We start from the raw sequence: 17,824 nt of genomic DNA on the forward strand, positions 1-17,824 counted from the left end.
GTTGGGTCTTCTGGCGGACGTCTTTGCAGACTCCGTCCCCGTGCCGTCGGTCACAGCCATCGTCAGGGTCCCCCACTTGATCCCGTAGTCTGACGGGCCAAGTTCAAATCTGTGTAAGGTGTAGAACGAAGTGCGCAGAGCCCGGACAGGCCGGGCTCTGCGACTTGGCTATCAGTCAGCGTCGCCGATGATTTCGGCGTACTTAGCTTGCGCATCCGCAGCCGAGTAAGACGCATCGTTCCAGAACTCGACCATCAGGTCTTCGATCTGACCGGATGTGTCTGCAGACAGAACCTGATCGCCCGACAACAGGATGTTACCCGCTGCAAGGATTTCCAGACCCTTCTTCATACAATCGTTGGCAGACGACAGATCGATATCGCCGCGCACCGGAAGAGAGCCTTTTTTCAGGTTAAAGCTGACCTGAACTTCAGGGCTCACCAGCAGCGCTGCCAGCTCTTTCTGGGCCGCTTCGATGTCTGCATCATCTTGCTTGGGGAAATAGAACGCGTCGCCACCAGTCGAAATGACTTCGTTTACGCCCAGACCCGGCAGACAGGTGTAATCTTCGCCCGCAACCTGTTCGGCCACCTGGAATTCACCCTGTGCCCAGTCGCCCATGATCTGACCGCCGGCCTGACCGGTGATCACAAGGTTGGTCGCCTGGTTCCAATCCTGAACGTTGCTGTTTGCTGCCATGGCACGCGCTGCGGCTGCGGCTTCAAACACTTTTGCCATCTCGGGGCCACCGGCCGCTTCGGCATCTTTCTGAACGTTGATCTTGTTCCAAAGCTCAACACCACCCACGGCAACGTTGATTACACCAAACGCGCCGGACGACTGCCAAGCTTGCTGGCCCATGGCCAACGGAATTTTGCCAGCCGCTTCGAGAGCACCGGCAGAAGCCACATATTCATCCCAGTTGGATGGGACTGGCACACCGGCATCTTCATAGGCTTTGTGGCTCAGCCAGATCCACTGCCAGCTGTGAATGTTCACAGGTGCGCAATAAATCTTGCCGTCAACCGTGCAGCTATCAAGCAGCGACGAAGGGTTGATAATGTCCTTCCAGCCACCGGCTTCAGCAACGGCGGTAATGTCCAAAAGCAGACCCGCCTCGATCAGCTCTTCTGCCTGACGGCCGTGGTTCAGCTGCGTGGCGTGCATCGGATCACCACCGATGATACGGCTGATGATGATCGGGCGCGCTGTGCCGCCGGATCCGGCGATCGCGCCGTCGACCCACGTGTGGCCAGTGGCGTCAAGCGCCTTGGCAAATTCTGCAACCGCTGCAGCTTCGCCGCCGGATGTCCACCAGTGTGTGACTTCCAACTCAGCCGCTGATACGGCACCAGCTGCGCAAAACGCGATGCCAGCGGTGGTGGCTTTCATAAGATTCATATCTTCCTCCCAAAATGGGGCCCAATCGCCCCTTGTAATCGATTACATGTTCTCCCAAACTACTGTTTCACTCCAACGCCCCCGCTCCTCCGAGCACATGGAGTTAGATCAAACAATGTGTAATCGATTACAAAATGGTACATCTCTCTTAATTTGAGTCAAGAATTAAATGGCAGAAAAACAGAAATCACCGCGCACCACACCGAAAGTCGTCGATGTCGCCCGAATTGCAGGGGTGTCCACGGCCACGGTCAGCCGCGTTCTGAATGATCCGGAAAAAGTGTCTCAAACAACAAGAGACGCAGTTCTCGCGGCGGTCAAGGAAACGGGGTATCGCGTCAATCGCGCCGCCCGCAACCTGCGCACGAACAGTTCCCGTTCAATTCTTGCGTTGGTTCCCAACCTGTCTAACCCGTTCTTTTCCAACATCTTGTCCGGCCTTGAGCGCGAATTGAATGCCGAGGACTACAGCTTGCTTGTCACCGACAGTGGCGACGCGCTGCTTACATCAGACCAGATGGATCGCTTGATTTCGGCGGGTCAGGCTGACGGTTTGATTGTGCTGGATGGCAGCATCTCGCGATCCGATTTTGCCACCGTACAGGCCGACAATCCGTCCTGCCCTGTTGTCTTCGCGTGTGAATGGGTCGAGGACGTAAAATGCCCGTCAGTTCGGGCCGACAACGTCGGCGGCGTGCAAAAACTGGTCGATCATCTCTGGGAAAACGGCCATAGGCGATTCGGTCACGTGATGGGTCCTGCGTCCAATGTGTTGGCCCAAGTGCGCCGGGACGCCTTTATGTCCCGCGTGCAGGAGCTCGGCGGAGAAACCCGCCAGAACTGGATCCTTGCGGGCGATTTCTCCATTGCCGCGGGGCGCGCTGCTGCTGATCAAATCGGCGTCATGCGCGACACGCCCACGGCGTGGATTTGTGCCTCTGACCAGATTGCCTTTGGCCTGATCTCCGGTTTGACACGCGCTGGTTTCAATGTGCCCACGGACATGTCCGTCACCGGTTTTGACAACATCGAAATGGCCGAAGTCTTCAATCCGCCACTGACCACCATCCACCAATCGCGCAACCAGATGGGCCACAGCGCCGCCCGCACGATGCTTGAACTGATCCGCGGGCAGAAAAGCGATGCGCGGGTCCACATCCTTCCGGTCCATCTGGTGGATCGCGACAGCACGGGCCCCGTGCCGTGCTGACTAACGTCGCATCCGCACGAAATCCTGACCAAAACGTCAGGAAATCGCGCCCAAAGCTGGACAAGCCGCGCTTTGCCTCCCTAGGGTTGCGCATGCCACTGTGACTGAGGGGACTTCCATGACCAAAACACTGACACTGACCGCCGCCGCGCTTGCGCTCACCGCCACCACGGCTTTCGCCAGTGGCCATTGTGCCGATGGCAAAACCATGACCGAGGGCACGTTAACCGTCGCCACCGGCAACCCGGCTTATTATCCCTGGGTCATGGATGACGCGCCCGAAAGCGGTAAGGGCTTTGAGGCCGCTGTTGCTTTTGCCGTTGCCGAAGAAATGGGTTTTGGCGCCGATGCCGTCACATGGGTGCGGTCATCCTTTGATCAGGCAATCCAGCCGGGGCCGAAAAACTTCGACGTCAATCTTCAGCAATTCTCCATCACTGAAGAACGCGAGAAAGTTGTCGATTTTTCCATGCCGTATTACGCCGCACCAATGGCCGTGCTGGTCTCCGGCAACGTGGCCGACACACCAGCCGAGGTTGGGTCTCTTAAGGGGCTGCTTTGGGGCGCAATGGGCGGCACCACCGCGGTACCGATGTTGATGGACGCAATCGGCCCTAACAAAGATCCGCTGCTTTACGGAGACAACGCCGACGTCACGGCCGCGATGGTCGCCAATCAAATTGACGCCGCTCTGTTTGATTTGCCAACCGCGCTTTATCTCTCCGCAGTTGTGGTCGAAGGCTCGTCCGTGATTGGCCAATTCGCCGCCGACCGCAGCGAAAACCCCGATCAATTCGGCATGCTGATGGAAGAGGGAAGCCCGCTCAAGGCTTGTGTGGACCTTGCTCTGACAGCGCTCAAAGCCAGCGGCAAACTCTCCGCGATCGAGGCAGAATGGCTGCAACAGACCACAGGCGTTCCACTGATAAAATAACATGACTGACAAACCCTCGGCGGCGGGCAAGACCCGTCGCCAGCTTTACGAAGACCGTCTCCGCCGCCGTTCCATGCTCATCGCCGCAAGCTCAACGCTCGCGGTGTTTTTGGCGGTGATCATCCTTGTGCCGATGTCGCCCGGTTGGGACAGGGTCAAAGCCAGCTTTTTCAATTGGGACGTTTTCGTCAAAACCTTCCCCAAGTTGCTCGAGGCTTTCAAACTCGACGTGATGATCTTTCTTTGGTCCGCGCCCGCAATCGTAATCCTCGGCCTTCTGGTCGCACTCGCCCGCGATGTGCGCAGCCCCGCGCTCTTTCCTCTACGCATTCTCGGCGCCGCCTACACGGACATCTTCCGTGGTGTGCCTGTGGTGCTAACCGTCTATCTGATCGGTTTCGGCATCCCAGGTCTAGGCCTGCCACGGCCGTTGAATTCCCCCTACATCTGGGGCTCACTCGCGCTGATCCTGACCTATGCGGCCTATGTCGCGGAAATCTTTCGCTCTGGCATCGAAAGTGTGCACGCCAGCCAACGCTCCGCCGCGCAATCGCTCGGGCTTTCTGACGCTGACTCGATGCGCTTTGTGATCCTGCCACAAGCTATCCGGCGCGTGATCCCCTCGCAGATGAACATGTTCATTGCCCTGCAAAAAGACGTGGCTTTGCTCAGCTTCATTGGCCCCGTCGAAATCTTCCGCCAAGCGGGCGTCTTCAAATCGCTGCTGGCAAATTTCACGCCCTACGTCGGTGCCGCGCTGATCTTCCTTGCTGTGACCATCCCCGCCACGCGCTATGCCGACTACCTCTTGGCCAAACAAAACCGCGAGCGCAGCTGATGCCAAAACTATCCCTGAAAAACGTGGTCAAACGTTTTGGCGAAAAAACCGTCTGCAACGGCATCTCGCTGGACGTTGAAGAGGGCCAGATGGTCTGCCTGATCGGCGCTTCGGGCGGTGGCAAATCCACGCTTCTGCGCTGCATCAACCTTTTGGAAAACATCGAGGACGGTGAAATCTTTCTGGACGACACCGACATCTCCATCCCCGGACTTGACCCGCAACCCGTGCGCCGCCGCATCGGTATGGTGTTCCAAAGTTTCAACCTGTTCCCTCATATGACCGCCGCCGAAAATGTCATGCTTGCCCCCCGTCGCGTCTATAAACGCAGTCGCAATGACCTGCGAGCGGAGATCACCGATCTGTTCATACGCTTCGGTCTTGCCGATCACATGAACCATTACCCTGACCAGCTGTCCGGCGGGCAACAACAACGCGTCGCCATCGTCCGCGCGCTGGCGATGAAGCCCGAGGTTATGCTCTTTGACGAGATCACGTCGGCGCTCGATCCACAGCTTGTCGGGGAAGTGCTGGATGTGTTGCGCCTGCTCAAGGACAGCGGCATGACCATGGTTCTGGCCACCCACGAAATGGGGTTTGCCCGCGAAGCTGCCGATAAGGTCTGCTTTCTCAGCAACGGCGAAATCATCGAAGAGGGTCCGGCAAAGGCACTGTTTGAAACCCCGCAACAGCCTGAAACGCAAGCCTTTCTGGCCCGCGCGATCAAGTAGCCTAACCAAAGTGACGCAGTGTCGCCAAATCGGCGCCCGCGCATTTTTCCTGCGAAATATGCATCACCTCGCCTAAGCTCGCGCAAAATCTAGCCAGCGGCCCGCCTCAAAAATTGGCGGCGCCCGCCAGAGGAGGCCGCCCGTGAGCACCGCAAAAACCCATTATCGTACCTGCAACATTTGCGAAGCCATGTGCGGGCTTGTCATCACCCATGATGACACCGACGTTTTGTCCATCAAAGCTGATCCGGCTGACCCGTTGTCGCGTGGTCATATCTGCCCGAAGGCGACCGGCCTTCAGGATTTCCGCACCGATCCTGACCGCATCACGACGCCTTTGAAAAAGGTCGACGGGGAATTTGTGCCAATCAGCTGGGACGAGGCTTATGACTTTGCCGTCGACCGTCTGCAGCTGGTGCAAGAGGCGCACGGCAAAGACGCGGTGGGCGTCTACCTCGGCAATCCCAACGCGCACAAATTTGGCAATCTGCTGAACCTTCCAACACTGGTGCGCGCGCTGGGCACACAGAACCGCTATTCCTCCGCCACCGCCGACCAGATTCCGCACCACGTCGCCTCGATCCATATGCTTGGCCACCCGATGTTGATCCCGGTTGCGGATATTGCCCGCACCGATTTTCTGATGATCGTTGGCGGCAATCCTCTGGTGTCCAATGGCTCCATGATGACCGCGCCGGGCTTTGGCAAACGTATGGATGAACTCAAGGCCCGTGGTGGCCGTGTCATCGTGATCGATCCGCGCCGCACCGAAACCGCCGTCAAAGCGAGCGAGCATCATTTCATCAAACCCGAGACCGACGCCTATTTGTTGATGGCGATGATTAACGAGATTTTCGCCGCCGATCTTGTCACGCTCGACACGCTTGCCGGCGTGGTGACCGGCCTCGACACCACGCGCCATGCCGTGGCGCCATTCACAGCCGACAAAGCCGCCGAAATGACCGGCATTGATGCGGACACGATCCGTGGCCTCGCACGCGATTTCGCGACGTCTAACACTGGTGCGATTTACTCCCGCATGGGGGCCAGCACGCAGGCGTTTGGCTCGCTTTGCCAATGGGCCACCAACGCGCTCAACATCATCACCGGAAATTTTGACGCCGAGGGCGGCGCGATGTTCACCACGCCCGCGCTCGATTACGTCGGCATGACCTCCCGCAAAGGCAAAAACCGCAGCTACCCTGAAAAACGCTCCCGCGTATCCGGCCAGCCTCTTTACAACGGCGAGTTCCCGATTTCGGTCATGGCCGAGGAAATGGAAACCGCAGGCGAGGGTCAAATTCGCGCCATGGTCACGGTCGCTGGCAATCCTGTACTGACCGCGCCCAACGGCCAACGCATCGACCGCGCGATGGAGAAGCTCGACTTTATGATGTCGATCGACATCCACATCAACGACACCACGCGCCATGCCGATCTGATCTTGCCTGCTACCGTTGCGCTCGAAGAAGTCGTCTACGACATGGTCTTCCACAGCTTTGCAGTGCACAACACCGCGGCCTACGCGCGTCCCATCTATGACACGCCTAACGGCAACCCGCAGGAGTGGGAGGTCATCGCGACTCTGGCCGCCAAGTTAACCGGCGCCAACAAGATCGGCCCATCGCCGGAACAGGTGTTGGGTATGATGCTGCCCCAAGGCCACCACGCCGAAACCGTGACCGTGGACGCCATGCTGAATGCGGGCGGCTCCATCGACCTTGGCCCTCTGGTGCCGAACGTCACCGACCGACTTGAAACTCCCGATGGTAAAATCCATCTCGCCCCGCAGGTCTTCCTTGACGATCTGCCACGTCTTGCTGATTTCGCAACGCCAACTTCAGAAGACTTCCCGATGGTGATGATCGGTCGTCGTCAGGTGCGCAGCCACAACAGCTGGACCCAAAACAGCCCGCGCCTTGTCAAAGGCCGCAATCGCTGCACTGTTCAAATCCACCCGACTGACGCCGCGCGTCTGGGGTTAACGGACGCCGCAGATGCGGTGGTCCAAAGCCGCGTCGGCGAGGTCACCATGCCTGTCGAAGTCACCGAAGACATGGCACCCGGTGTGGTGTCCATTCCGCAAGGTTGGGGGCAGCGTCACGGCAACATCAACGCCGCAACCAAGACGCAAACTGTGTCGATCAACGATCTTACCGACGACAGCCGGATTGATCCGATTAGTGGCAATGCGGCCTTCAACGGCGTGCCGGTGTCTCTGCGTCTCGCAGGTTGATCACCCTTTGCCCGGCGGCACCAACCGCAGCGCGCCGGGCAGCACATCCACCTCAAACCGGGTGTTGACCATAGGTTCACCATCCAGATTGATGTGATAGGGCGCCTCGGTTTCGATCACCGCCTTTTCAAATTGTGCGCGGTACATAAATGCCTCTGTCAGGTCATCCTGCTCAAAGAGCGACCGTAAATCGGGCCGTCTCTCAACCGCACCCGGCGCAGCGAGCATCGCGAAATCAAGCTTTCCATCTGAAACGTCCGCCAAAGGCGTCACGTCAAATCCACCGCCTGCAAACCGGCTGTTGCCGATGGCCATGATCGTCAGGTCGACTTCGCGGGTCTCGCCGCCGTCCAATGTGACTCTCGCCTTGGTCGGGGCCAACTCTCCCAACCGCGCTACCCCTGCCAGCGTATAGGCAATCCCACCCAGCCGCCGTTTGATTTCCACATCTGTTGTGGCCGTGATCATCGCGCCATATCCACCGCTCGCGACATTCACAAAAACGTCTCCGTTGATGCGGCCCAGGTCGATTGATTTGCTTTCCCCCGTGACCGCGCGGCGCAACGCTGCCTCCGGATCGCTGCCATCGTCGCCAAAAGCGCGGGCAAAGTCATTCGCTGTGCCAAGCGGAACAAGCCCCATGTCGACAGTATCGCCAAGGTCCATCCGCAGGATTGCGTTGGCGACGGCGTTCACCGTGCCATCACCGCCTGCGCCGATTACCCGTGTTGTGCCGCGTTTGATGGCCTGTTTGATCAGTTTGCGGGTCTGCTTGCCGGACCACGGCACCCAGACATCAAGTTCGAGTTCCAATTGTAGCTTCTTCACAATGGTGCGGATGTCGGATCGCACAGCAGATTTTCGGTTTAACAACAGCAGAGGCTTCGCACACATCGGTTCAAATCCATTTTTGGGGCGGAATACGACGCCAGCATGCGCGCCACAGGCGCACCTACGCAATACCGACGTGATACAGTCGCGATGCCGACCTCTCATTTACGCGCCTTGCCAGCACTGATATGCGTGACGCAAAGTCCAAGGAGTCCCCCATGTCCAACGCCCTGATTGTCATAGATGTCCAAAATGATTTCTGCCCCGCTGGCGCACTTGCCGTGCCAGAAGGTGACCTGATTGTACCCGGCATCAACGCCCTGATGGCGGGCTTTGACGTGGTGGTTCTTACGCAGGATTGGCACCCCGCCGGCCACTCTTCTTTTGCCTCCAGCCATGACGGCAAAGCGCCTTATGACATGATTGATATGCCCTACGGTCCTCAGGTTCTCTGGCCTGACCACTGCGTGCAAGGCAGCACAGGGTCCGCGTTTCACAAAGACCTCAATGTGACCCGGCCTGATCTGGTGATCCGCAAGGGTATGAATCCGGCCATCGACAGCTATTCTGCCTTCTTTGAGAATGATCAAACCACTCCGACAGGGCTCGAAGGTTACCTGCGCACACGAGGCGTTACCGACGTGACGTTGGTGGGGCTAGCCACCGATTTTTGCGTGAATTTCTCGGCAGTTGACGCGGCAAAGCTTGGTTTTGACGTGACCGTGAAGCAGGCCCTTTGCCGCGCCATTGATTTGGAAGGCTCACTAGACGCCGCGCGCGCCGGCATGCGCGCCGCCGGTGTCACGCTGGCTTGATCCAGAATTCGTTAACGCATTGGCGGTTTTTTAAGTCTTTTTTGGCATTGAGTTAGAAACACCTTCGGAGATCTCCCGCCAATGGCTTCCGCAATTCAGGATTTAGAAAAAGCTCTCGCAGAGTTTGACTTCCGGCACACGCCGGAAGGCAAGCTGATGCGCTTTCGAGGCGAAAGGCTGAAACGCTTTTATGCGCGGGCGGCCCTGCTCGCGATTGGCGCAGTGATGCTGGCCGTTTTTGTTGATCCCATTATTGGTCTGTATGCGCTCCTGATCTACGCAGCGGGTGACGGAATAGAAAGCCTGTTTCTCAGAAAGGTGCCGCGCCTGATCAAGGGCGGTATGACCGTGCAGCGCGCGGCCGATCTGGCGTTTTACGCCTCCGTTATTCAGACGCTTTGCCTCGTTATCTTCATCTACATTACGTGGAAAAACGTCCCGCGAGAATCTGCCGTTATTTTATGTTTGTCCTTGATCGGTGGCAGTACGGTGAACGCAATTGCTGCGATGTCGCTCAATCGTGCGATCGCCATTATGCGCATGTCGATTTTTGCTGTGGCCATCTGCGTCCTGACCTTTCTGGAATACGTCCGCTACGCCGATTTCCCGGACTATATGTACCTCAATTATTTTGGCGCGGTGATGCTGTGCTATCTCATTTTGCCGTTTGTGGCTCACGTCAAACGGGAGCGCGGCAAAGAAGACACCAGACAACGCCGTGTGTTGGTGCAAAGCCTCGCCCTTGCGAAAGCAAATGAATCGCTTTTTGCCAAACAAAAAGAAACCCGCCGGCTGGCGCTTGTGGCGCAGCGGGCGTTTGACGCGATTTGCCTTGTCGACACCAAGGGCAGGGTGGTTTGGGCCAATGAGGCTTTCGCGACCCTGACTGGCTATTCCATGTCTCAAGCCCTTGGGCGAATCTCAAGCGAGCTTTTCGGTAAATCCGGCGCCGAAAGCGAGTCGACACAGGTCCTCAATCAGGCAATTTCCGAAGGTGCCACTGGTCAAATCGTGAACAGCTTTATTGCTCAGGACGGATCGGAAAAATGGCTGGAAACCAGCTACGGACCCGTCTTCGACGAAAGTGGAAACCTGGAACTGATGTTCGTCATCGACCGGGATATGACAGACACAATTCGTCGTGAAACCGAGCTGGACGAGGCGCGCTTGCTCGCCGAGCAAGGCGAACATGCCAAGTCTTCTTTCCTGGCCACGATGAGCCATGAAATCCGCACGCCTATGAATGGTATTATCGGCATGTCTGACTTGCTGACCAAGTCGGCGTTGTCCCCAAATGACCGGCTCTATGCAGATACGATCCGCAACTCGGGCGAAGCTCTGTTGACGATCATCAACGACATTCTGGATTTTTCTAAACTCAACGATGGCCATTTGACGATCAAGCCTATCACTTTTGCGCTGCAGCCTTGTTTGGACGAGGTGATGAACCTGATGCGACCACAGGCCAAAGCCAAGAGTCTGGATCTAACGTTGGACATGGATCCTGATTTGCCACCCGCCGTAGTCGGTGACGACGGTCGTTTGCGGCAAGTGCTGATCAATGTGGTTGGAAACGCTATCAAATTTACGGATCATGGATCCGTTGCCGTGCGCGTTGCTGGCCGCGTTGACGGGCGCGCACTTTGCCTCACGCTTGACGTGCAGGATTCCGGCATTGGCATCCCACCGGATCAGTTGGAACATATCTTTGAACGCTTCGCCCAAGCCGACACCGCCAATACACGCCGGTTTGGCGGAACGGGTCTCGGTTTGTCAATTTCCCGCCGTCTTGCTCGGTTGATGAGCGGCGATATCACGGTGCACAGCGAACGTGGACACGGAGCGACATTCCGCATTACGATTGGCCTTGGCATCGCATCTTCCGGTGTTGTCAGCGCGACGGATGCCGCAAACGCCTCCGATTTTTCGACACTCGAAGGCGTTCACATTCTGTTGGCAGAAGATAACCGTACCAACCAGCTGGTGATCGAAAAATTCATGCAAGATACACGTGTGGATCTGACCATCGTCAACAATGGACAGGAGGCCGTAGACCACTTGGCCCAAAATACGCCCGACATCGTTCTGATGGACATGTCTATGCCCGTCATGGACGGCCTAGAAGCCACCCGCGTCATTCGCGCTGGCTCCGGTCCGCAGCCGGTGATCATTGCGCTGACAGCAAACGCTTTTGCCTCTGATCGGGAAACCTGCCTGGATGCTGGCATGAACGGGTTCCTCAGCAAGCCGGTCCGCCGCAACCAATTGTTGCGAGAACTGACGCGGGCCAAAGCTCTGGCCTCCTCACATGATCCGGAGGACATCAAAGCTGGTTAAAAGGGTTGGAGCGCTCGCCAATACTGGGTATCAACGTCCGAACTTCGATTTAAAGGCCCTTTGAGACATGTCTGACATCGCAACACGCGTCTGGAATCACAAATGGAAGATCGACCCGATCGTCCGCTCGCTGATCGATAATGACTTCTATAAGCTGCTGATGTGTCAGTCGATTTTCCGCAATCGCCCGGATGCCCATGTCACCTTCAGCCTGATCAATCGCTCCCAACATATTCACCTTGCTGACTTGATCGACGAAGGCGAGTTGCGCGAACAGTTAGACCACATCAAATCACTGTCTCTAACCCGTGGTGAAAGTACATTTCTGCGCGGCAACACGTTTTATGGCAAGCGTCAGATGTTCCGCTCCGACTTTATGGAGTGGTTCGAAAATATGCGTCTGCCGGACTATCACCTTGAGAAACGTGACGGCCAGTATGAGCTGACATTTGAAGGCAAATGGCACGAGGTTATGCTTTGGGAAATCCCGGCGCTTGCGGTGTTGATGGAACTGCGCGGGCGTGCCGTCTTGCACGACATGCGCAAGTTTGAGCTGCAGGTTCTTTATGCGCGCGCGATGACCAAGATTTGGGAAAAAGTTGACGTTCTGAATAAGCTTCCAGACCTGCGCATTGCCGATTTCGGTACGCGCCGCCGCCACTCCTATCTCTGGCAGGACTGGTGTGTGCAGGCGATGGTCGAAGGCTTGGGTGACAAGTTTGTTGGCACCTCCAACTGTCTGATTGCAATGAAACGCGACCTTGAGGCCATCGGCACCAATGCGCATGAACTGCCGATGGTGTTCTCAGCCCTTGCCAAAGATGACGATGCGCTTTTGCAGGCGCCCTATCAGGTTCTGGCCGACTGGCACGAAGAGCACGAAGGCAACCTGCGTATCATCCTGCCTGACACTTACGGAACCAAAGGGTTTCTTGACGGCGCGCCGGATTGGCTGGCTGGCTGGACCGGTATCCGCATCGACAGCGGCGATCCGGCTGGTGGCGCCGAAACGGCCATCCGCTGGTGGAAAGATCGTGGCGAAGACCCAACCAAAAAGCTCATCATCTTTTCGGATGGATTGGACACAGATAAAATCGCCGAATTGCACACGCAATTTGCGGGTCGCGCGCGCATCTCGTTTGGGTGGGGCACGCTGTTGACCAATGATTTCCGTGGCCTATCGCCAGACGACGGCCTCGCGCCATTCTCGATGGTTTGCAAGGCCGTGAGTGCCAATGGCAAACCTACGGTCAAGCTGTCGGACAACCCGAACAAGGCTATGGGTCCAGCGTCCGAGATCGAGCGATACAAGCGTGTTTTTGGCGTCGGACAACAGGAAAAGATGGACGTGATAGTGTGACCGCTATTCCGCTGCTGTTGCCAGCGGATGGTCTGTGTCCGTAACGAATCCGACAATCGATGAGATCACGGCGTTATCCCGTAAAATCCGCACGTGTCCTAACCCTTCGGTCACGCAAAGCTCTGCTTCAGGCCAAGCGTCCGCGATGCGCTCAACACTTTCCAAGGTCACACGCTTGTCTTCGCGGTCCTGAAAGATCAGCGCCGGTGCTGTCATAAATGGCGCCATCGCCGCCACATGCAGGTCCTCAAACGTTTCGCCATGGCGCGCTTCGATCATCGCTTGAGCGCGACCCAAAACCCGGTCCGTGGCCCATAAAGCCCGCCCCATTTGGGCCAGAAAATCACCAGCGTAATTCGGCGGCGCGATCAGCGCCAAACGTCCCAGCGGACTGCCGCGATAGGCCGCTGCAGCCACGGCCACTGTACCCAAAGAATGCGCGATGGTGCCTGCAAAGGGACCGAACTCTGCCTCAACCTGCTGTAAAACGCGCAAAAATTCCGGAATAGCCGCACGACTGTCCTCCGCTGCGCCATGTCCTGGCATGTCTAAGGACAGCACGTGAAATCCGGCGTCCGTCAGCGGGCCGACAAATCCGGCCATTTGATCTGCCGTGCCGCCATGGCCGTGCACAAGGCAAATGGTCGGCGCGTTTGGATTAATCCGACCTACATAAACCGGAAACGCGGCTCCCTCTGCTGACTTGCGCCACTGCACGTCAAATGCAGGCGCGACAAACCGCTTCGACGGTCTCTGGGCTTTGCGCTGCGGACTGGCAAACAGCCGTGCTAAAAGCCGAGCGGCACGGGTCGGCGCAACACGCGACAACGTCGCCATCTGTACTCCTAGCGCCGCCAGCGTCGCCAATTGCCGCAGTTTTTGAGCAGCCTTTGTCATGTCATCCTCCGAGTCAGTTCCATAATTGAACTGACTCGACTATAAGTTCCTATTTGGAACTGAGTCAAGACATGCTAAGAACCCCTATGAAATGGAACGACCTCTCAGAAGAAGCTTGCCCCGTCGCCCGTGCCATGTCGGTGATCGGCGATCGATGGACCCTATTGATCCTGCGGGATTGCCTGTTTGGCTTTCGCCGTTTTGACGACATTCAACGTCGCCTGGGCATCACGCGCCACGTGCTCGCCGAGCGCTTGAAAAAACTCGAAACTGCTGGCCTGCTGGACCGCCGCCCCTATCAGGAGCGACCGGTGCGCCACGAGTACGTGCCCACTCAAGCTGCGAAAGATTTCATTCCGGTGATGCAGGTCATGATCGGCTGGGCCAATGATCATCTCGCGGTGAACAAGCCCTCGCCCTACAAAACGCTGATGCGCGACACGCGCGAACCTATCGCGCCAAAAGTCATCGACGCCAACACCGGCACAGAGATCACGTCAAAGACGATCTGGGTCGAAGAAAACGACTAAGCCAACCAGCGGCGCGCCATTTCTATCGCCCGTTCCGCGTACCGCCGCACGGCAGGATGATCGTCGGTGTACCGACCGATCACCCAACCACAGGACGCCAGCCCCCGCATCAGAGTAAACGCCTCAAGCAAGGCTGCCGCACCCGAGGGCAACGGCCGCACCGTGCCATAGCCACGCAGCAACGCCGTCGCCAGGTCTTCGCGGTTGGGTTGGTCCCAGTTTTGCGACATCGCCACGCCCAGTTCATACATGCGAAACCCGAACACGCCGTCGTCAAAGTCGATTAACCGCACAGCATTGCCATCCACCAACACATTTTCGCGCAACGCGTCGCCGTGGATCAGGCCAAAATCACCCTCGTCGGTACGGTTGCCGATCACCTCGTGCAGAGCCATTCGGGCCGACAGCAACAGTTTGGCTTCTTCCGCTTTCAGGCTTGGGTTTTCCCAAAACCGCCCCCAACTTGGTGTCTCTCCCAACAACGCATCCGCATCCAGAACGCTGCGCGTAAAATCTTCCGGCTTGGTCATCGCATCACTGGCAACATGCAGCCGCGCAAGCTCCGCTCCCAAAGCTTCATGCAGTGTCTCTTGCCGGCCCGGGTCCATCGCCAATGGCACGTCGCCTTCGCCCAAAGGCGCGCCTTCCAACCACGTCAGCAACGACGCCACGCGCGCGCCGCCGGTCGCCAAAACATCGCCAGCCGTCGTGCGAATGGCCTGTGGCACGACCATTCCAGCTGCCACCAACGCTTCTGACCACCAAAGCTCGGACCGGATCGCGTTATCGCTTTGATACCCGGGCCGGTGCAGCCGAAGTGCTGCGCGACCGCCCTCAGAATCCTTCGCTTCGAACACAATGTTCTCTCGGTTTTTGACCAGTCGCGGCTGGGCGTTTACGCCCCACGCCTTCAAGGCTTCTTGCGCTGCCGTTAACGCGTCCTGATCGTTCACGTCACTGCCCTCAACGCGGCATCCAGTGTCTCGGCCAACTGATCTGCATTGGCGCGGCTAAAGACACACGGCGGGCGCACTTTCAGGGTGTTCTCGCGTCGCCCCACTGAATGCAGCAACACGCCGCGTTCACGCATCGCATCCACCATCTCGGCACAAAGCGCCGTCGCGGGCGCGTCGTCTTGCCAAAGCTCGGCGCCCAAAAACAGCCCCGATCCACGCACATCTGCAATCACGTCGTGCTGCACTTGCACCTGCCGCAACAGATCCACCGCATAGGCGCCCACCTCGGCTGCGTTCGCCACCAGTTCCTCATCTTCAATGACCTGCAGAACCGCCATTGCCGCGGCCGCGCTCACGGGATTTCCGCCAAAGGTGTTGAAGTATTTGAACTGCTCCTGAAACGCCGTCAGGATGTCTGGCCGCGTCACCACTGCCGCAACGGGATGGCCGTTGCCCATCGGTTTGCCCAGCGTGACGATATCTGGCGCAAAGCCCAGCTTTTGATGCCCCCACCAATCGCTGCCGATCCGGCCAAAGCCCGGCTGCACCTCATCTGCAATGATGATGCCGCCCGCCTTGCGCACCGCAGCAATTGCGCGATCCAAAAACCCACGCTCCAGCGTCGGGAAACCCTCGTTTGCAAAATACGGACAGACAATCAGCGCGGACACCCCGTGGCCACTCTGGTCAAGCTCGGCAATAGCCTGCTCGACTCCCCTTGCGAACGCCTCCGCTTGACCGGCGCGCGTACCGCCAATAGGTTGCATGTTGTCCGGTGCAGGCACTTGCCGAACGTGATCAAGGTAACCGCCAACCGGTACTTTCGACGAGTTCAGCTGGCTCACCGCTGTTGTATTGCCGTGATAGGTGTTGTCGGTGCCAATGATGCCGGTCTTGCCGGTCACCGCCTGCGCCATCCGCAGCGCCACATCGTTGGCCTCAGAGCCGGAACACACCATCACCAAGCTGTCGAGGTCGTGGTCAAATTTGGCGGTCAGCGCCTCGCCATAATCAAGGATCGCATCGTGCACGTACCGCGTGTGGGTGTTCAGCGTCGCTGCCTGCTTGGCGATCGCCTCTACCACGCGGGGATGGCAATGACCGACATGCGGCACGTTATTGTAACAATCCAGATACTGCCGGCCGTCGGTGTCCCACAACCAAACCCCTTCGCCACGTGCGACATGCACCGGCTCGCGGTAAAATGTTGTCATATGCGGCCCCAAAAGCCGCGCGCGGCGCGCCTGCAGATCGTTCACTTGAACACCCCCCTATTTGCAGGCCAAGTTCTGCGCCCGCGTCGGGGGTGATGCAAGCCCTGTCAATCCTCGCCGCTGATCTTGCCGCGCATTGACTTAACTTCGCCACGCACTTTCTTGGCCTTCAGGCGGCGCTGCTGGCTGCCATAGGTCGGCTTGGTCTTTATGCGACGTTTGGGGGTGACCATGGCTTTGCGGATCAAGTCCACCAACCGGTCCCGCGCGATGTCACGGTTGCGGGCTTGGCTACGGGTCTCATCACATTGAATGATCAGCGCGCCGTCTTTGGTCCAGCGTCGTCCGGCCAACCGTTTAAGCCGTGCTTTCACCTGTGGCGGGATTGAGGGCGAGCGTTCAGCCTCAAACCGCAACTCGACAGCGGTGGATACTTTGTTGACGTTTTGTCCGCCCGGACCACTGGCGCGCACGAATTGCTCCGTCAGCTCCCAGTCCTGAATGGTGATTTCTTCGGCAACAACCAGCATGGTTTCTTGTGATTCCAGCGCCGACGCATTGCCGACGAAATACAGACGCATTGCAGACAACGCTTTTTGTGCTCTGACTGCAATTGAAAAGGGCTGTCTTCCGCGTAGAAGACAGCCCTTCGAGATGATTGGAGGTGCAGCGGTTAGGACAGCACCAATTCGGAATAAAAATCAGCCAAGGGCTGCCTCAGCTGGTCTCCCTCCGAACTGTTCCGACAACGTTCTCCATAGCTTCTCTAGACAATGGGCACCTCCTTTCGATTGTTTCGCTATCCTCAGCCTGCCACAGGATGGGGATATGTCAAACAAAATCATGTGGTGCGCTTGGATAGATACCCCACGATGATGCGGAATGGCACAAGTGCCACCAAAGCGAGCGTAAGTTTGACCAACCAATCGGCGACGCCAAGGCTGACCCAAAGTGGCAGGGTTGGACCTACACCGAGCAATGGCAACATTTCACCGGCCCAGGTTACGTCGTTCAGAGGCTCGATGAAGGACAAAGCGCCGGAAAACGCGATGGTAAAGAAAATCGCGGTATCCAACAGCGAGCCGACCAACGTCGACGCCAGCGGCGCCCGCCACCAAGTCCCGTCGCGCAAGCGATCAAAAATGGCCACGTCCAACAGTTGGGCTGTCAGAAACGCGAGGCCGGACCCGATTGCAATGCGAAGAGTCACAGCAGGATAAGTAAACCCATCGCCCTGCAGCATGATCTTGGTGCCGATGAACGAGCAAATCACGCCAACAACAAAGCCAGCGAAAACAACGCGACGCGCTGCGGCAACGCCATAAACGCGATTCATCACGTCGGTCACGAGAAATGCGAGAGGATAGGTAAAGGCACCCCACGTCAGCCATTGGCCGAACAAGAACTGCACAAGTATATTTGAGGCCACAACAATGGCGGCCATGGCAAGAATGCCGGGAAGATGGATTTTTTTCATGTCTATTAGCCCGTTTTGACAAGGTAGCGGCGACTTGGCCCCGCGCTCGTCGCGGGA

At 57.6% G+C, this 17,824-nt stretch carries 16 protein-coding genes; 9 read left to right on the forward strand and 7 right to left on the reverse strand.

Annotation, left to right across the window (positions count from 1 at the left end; translation table 11 throughout):
- Nucleotides 1–171: 171 nt before the first annotated feature.
- On the reverse strand, nt 172–1,401 hold the full coding sequence (locus SHIM_RS16550; RefSeq protein WP_054003782.1) for an ABC transporter substrate-binding protein: 1,230 nt from the start codon (nt 1,399–1,401) through the stop codon (nt 172–174).
- A gap of 169 nt (nt 1,402–1,570) precedes the next feature.
- Here SHIM_RS16550 and SHIM_RS16555 point away from each other — a divergent pair, with 169 nt between their 5' ends.
- The 5 genes from SHIM_RS16555 to SHIM_RS16575 all read left to right on the forward strand — a co-directional run bounded on the left by SHIM_RS16555 (nt 1,571) and on the right by SHIM_RS16575 (nt 7,350).
- Nucleotides 1,571–2,611, forward strand: coding sequence for a LacI family DNA-binding transcriptional regulator (locus tag SHIM_RS16555; RefSeq protein ID WP_054003783.1), 1,041 nt, complete (start codon nt 1,571–1,573; stop codon nt 2,609–2,611).
- Nucleotides 2,612–2,729: 118 nt separating this feature from the next.
- A complete protein-coding gene (locus SHIM_RS16560) occupies nt 2,730–3,545 on the forward strand; it encodes an ABC transporter substrate-binding protein (RefSeq protein ID WP_054003784.1) in 816 nt (271 codons plus the stop codon).
- 1 nt (nt 3,546) lies between these two features.
- The gene (locus tag SHIM_RS16565) at nt 3,547–4,383 is read left to right on the forward strand and encodes an amino acid ABC transporter permease (RefSeq protein WP_054003785.1); all 837 of its coding nucleotides are present in this window, start codon (nt 3,547–3,549) and stop codon (nt 4,381–4,383) included.
- Nucleotides 4,383–5,114, forward strand: coding sequence for an amino acid ABC transporter ATP-binding protein (locus tag SHIM_RS16570; RefSeq protein WP_054003786.1), 732 nt, complete (start codon nt 4,383–4,385; stop codon nt 5,112–5,114). The genes SHIM_RS16565 and SHIM_RS16570 overlap by 1 nt, the downstream gene beginning before the upstream one ends.
- A 142-nt stretch (nt 5,115–5,256) precedes the next feature.
- On the forward strand, nt 5,257–7,350 hold the full coding sequence (locus SHIM_RS16575; protein WP_054003787.1) for a molybdopterin oxidoreductase family protein: 2,094 nt from the start codon (nt 5,257–5,259) through the stop codon (nt 7,348–7,350).
- Here the strand turns inward: SHIM_RS16575 and SHIM_RS16580 are convergent, their stop codons facing one another.
- Nucleotides 7,351–8,244, reverse strand: coding sequence for a YegS/Rv2252/BmrU family lipid kinase (locus tag SHIM_RS16580; RefSeq protein ID WP_054003788.1), 894 nt, complete (start codon nt 8,242–8,244; stop codon nt 7,351–7,353).
- A gap of 155 nt (nt 8,245–8,399) precedes the next feature.
- On the opposite strand from SHIM_RS16580, the gene pncA reads away from it, so the two are divergent.
- From pncA to pncB, 3 genes are all read left to right on the forward strand, one after another.
- Entirely contained in the window at nt 8,400–8,996 is a 597-nt protein-coding gene (gene pncA / locus SHIM_RS16585) for a bifunctional nicotinamidase/pyrazinamidase (RefSeq protein ID WP_082358453.1), read from the forward strand.
- An 81-nt stretch (nt 8,997–9,077) separates the two neighbouring features.
- Entirely contained in the window at nt 9,078–11,333 is a 2,256-nt protein-coding gene (locus SHIM_RS16590) for a PAS domain-containing hybrid sensor histidine kinase/response regulator (protein ID WP_054003790.1), read from the forward strand.
- A gap of 67 nt (nt 11,334–11,400) precedes the next feature.
- Nucleotides 11,401–12,693 carry a nicotinate phosphoribosyltransferase gene (gene pncB, locus SHIM_RS16595; protein WP_054003791.1) on the forward strand — a complete coding sequence of 431 codons (1,293 nt, stop codon included), beginning with the start codon at nt 11,401–11,403 and terminating at the stop codon, nt 12,691–12,693.
- A 3-nt stretch (nt 12,694–12,696) separates the two neighbouring features.
- Here the strand turns inward: pncB and SHIM_RS16600 are convergent, their stop codons facing one another.
- Nucleotides 12,697–13,590, reverse strand: coding sequence for an alpha/beta hydrolase (locus tag SHIM_RS16600; RefSeq protein ID WP_054003792.1), 894 nt, complete (start codon nt 13,588–13,590; stop codon nt 12,697–12,699).
- Nucleotides 13,591–13,661: 71 nt separating this feature from the next.
- Here SHIM_RS16600 and SHIM_RS16605 point away from each other — a divergent pair, with 71 nt between their 5' ends.
- On the forward strand, nt 13,662–14,120 hold the full coding sequence (locus tag SHIM_RS16605; protein WP_241488908.1) for a winged helix-turn-helix transcriptional regulator: 459 nt from the start codon (nt 13,662–13,664) through the stop codon (nt 14,118–14,120).
- Here SHIM_RS16605 and SHIM_RS16610 read toward each other — a convergent pair.
- The 4 genes from SHIM_RS16610 to SHIM_RS16625 form a co-directional block, all read right to left on the reverse strand.
- The gene (locus SHIM_RS16610) at nt 14,117–15,073 is read right to left on the reverse strand and encodes a phosphotransferase enzyme family protein (protein WP_054003794.1); all 957 of its coding nucleotides are present in this window, start codon (nt 15,071–15,073) and stop codon (nt 14,117–14,119) included. The genes SHIM_RS16605 and SHIM_RS16610 overlap by 4 nt on opposite strands.
- Nucleotides 15,070–16,335, reverse strand: a complete 1,266-nt coding sequence (locus SHIM_RS16615) for an aspartate aminotransferase family protein (RefSeq protein ID WP_241488909.1) — start codon at nt 16,333–16,335, stop codon at nt 15,070–15,072. The genes SHIM_RS16610 and SHIM_RS16615 overlap by 4 nt, the downstream gene beginning before the upstream one ends.
- A 62-nt stretch (nt 16,336–16,397) precedes the next feature.
- Nucleotides 16,398–16,820, reverse strand: coding sequence for an alternative ribosome rescue aminoacyl-tRNA hydrolase ArfB (gene arfB, locus SHIM_RS16620; RefSeq protein WP_054003969.1), 423 nt, complete (start codon nt 16,818–16,820; stop codon nt 16,398–16,400).
- 311 nt (nt 16,821–17,131) lie between these two features.
- The gene (locus tag SHIM_RS16625; RefSeq protein WP_054003795.1) at nt 17,132–17,767 is read right to left on the reverse strand and encodes a queuosine precursor transporter; all 636 of its coding nucleotides are present in this window, start codon (nt 17,765–17,767) and stop codon (nt 17,132–17,134) included.
- Nucleotides 17,768–17,824: the final 57 nt, after the last annotated feature.

Source organism: Shimia sp. SK013, from assembly GCF_001292625.1.
Classification (GTDB): Bacteria; Pseudomonadota; Alphaproteobacteria; order Rhodobacterales; family Rhodobacteraceae; genus Shimia.

Bases quoted from the DNA above. Each gene is read 5' to 3' on its own strand.
- SHIM_RS16625 (WP_054003795.1), bottom strand. From the start codon at position 17,767: ATGAAAAAAATCCATCTTCCCGGCATTCTTGCCATGGCCGCCATTGTT.
- SHIM_RS16570 (WP_054003786.1), top strand. From the start codon at position 4,383: ATGCCAAAACTATCCCTGAAAAACGTGGTCAAACGTTTTGGCGAAAAA.
- SHIM_RS16550 (WP_054003782.1), bottom strand. From the start codon at position 1,401: ATGAATCTTATGAAAGCCACCACCGCTGGCATCGCGTTTTGCGCAGCT.
- arfB (WP_054003969.1), bottom strand. From the start codon at position 16,820: ATGCTGGTTGTTGCCGAAGAAATCACCATTCAGGACTGGGAGCTGACG.
- SHIM_RS16580 (WP_054003788.1), bottom strand. From the start codon at position 8,244: ATGTGTGCGAAGCCTCTGCTGTTGTTAAACCGAAAATCTGCTGTGCGA.
- SHIM_RS16560 (WP_054003784.1), top strand. From the start codon at position 2,730: ATGACCAAAACACTGACACTGACCGCCGCCGCGCTTGCGCTCACCGCC.
- SHIM_RS16600 (WP_054003792.1), bottom strand. From the start codon at position 13,590: ATGACAAAGGCTGCTCAAAAACTGCGGCAATTGGCGACGCTGGCGGCG.
- SHIM_RS16590 (WP_054003790.1), top strand. From the start codon at position 9,078: ATGGCTTCCGCAATTCAGGATTTAGAAAAAGCTCTCGCAGAGTTTGAC.
- pncA (WP_082358453.1), top strand. From the start codon at position 8,400: ATGTCCAACGCCCTGATTGTCATAGATGTCCAAAATGATTTCTGCCCC.
- SHIM_RS16565 (WP_054003785.1), top strand. From the start codon at position 3,547: ATGACTGACAAACCCTCGGCGGCGGGCAAGACCCGTCGCCAGCTTTAC.
- pncB (WP_054003791.1), top strand. From the start codon at position 11,401: ATGTCTGACATCGCAACACGCGTCTGGAATCACAAATGGAAGATCGAC.
- SHIM_RS16605 (WP_241488908.1), top strand. From the start codon at position 13,662: ATGCTAAGAACCCCTATGAAATGGAACGACCTCTCAGAAGAAGCTTGC.
- SHIM_RS16555 (WP_054003783.1), top strand. From the start codon at position 1,571: ATGGCAGAAAAACAGAAATCACCGCGCACCACACCGAAAGTCGTCGAT.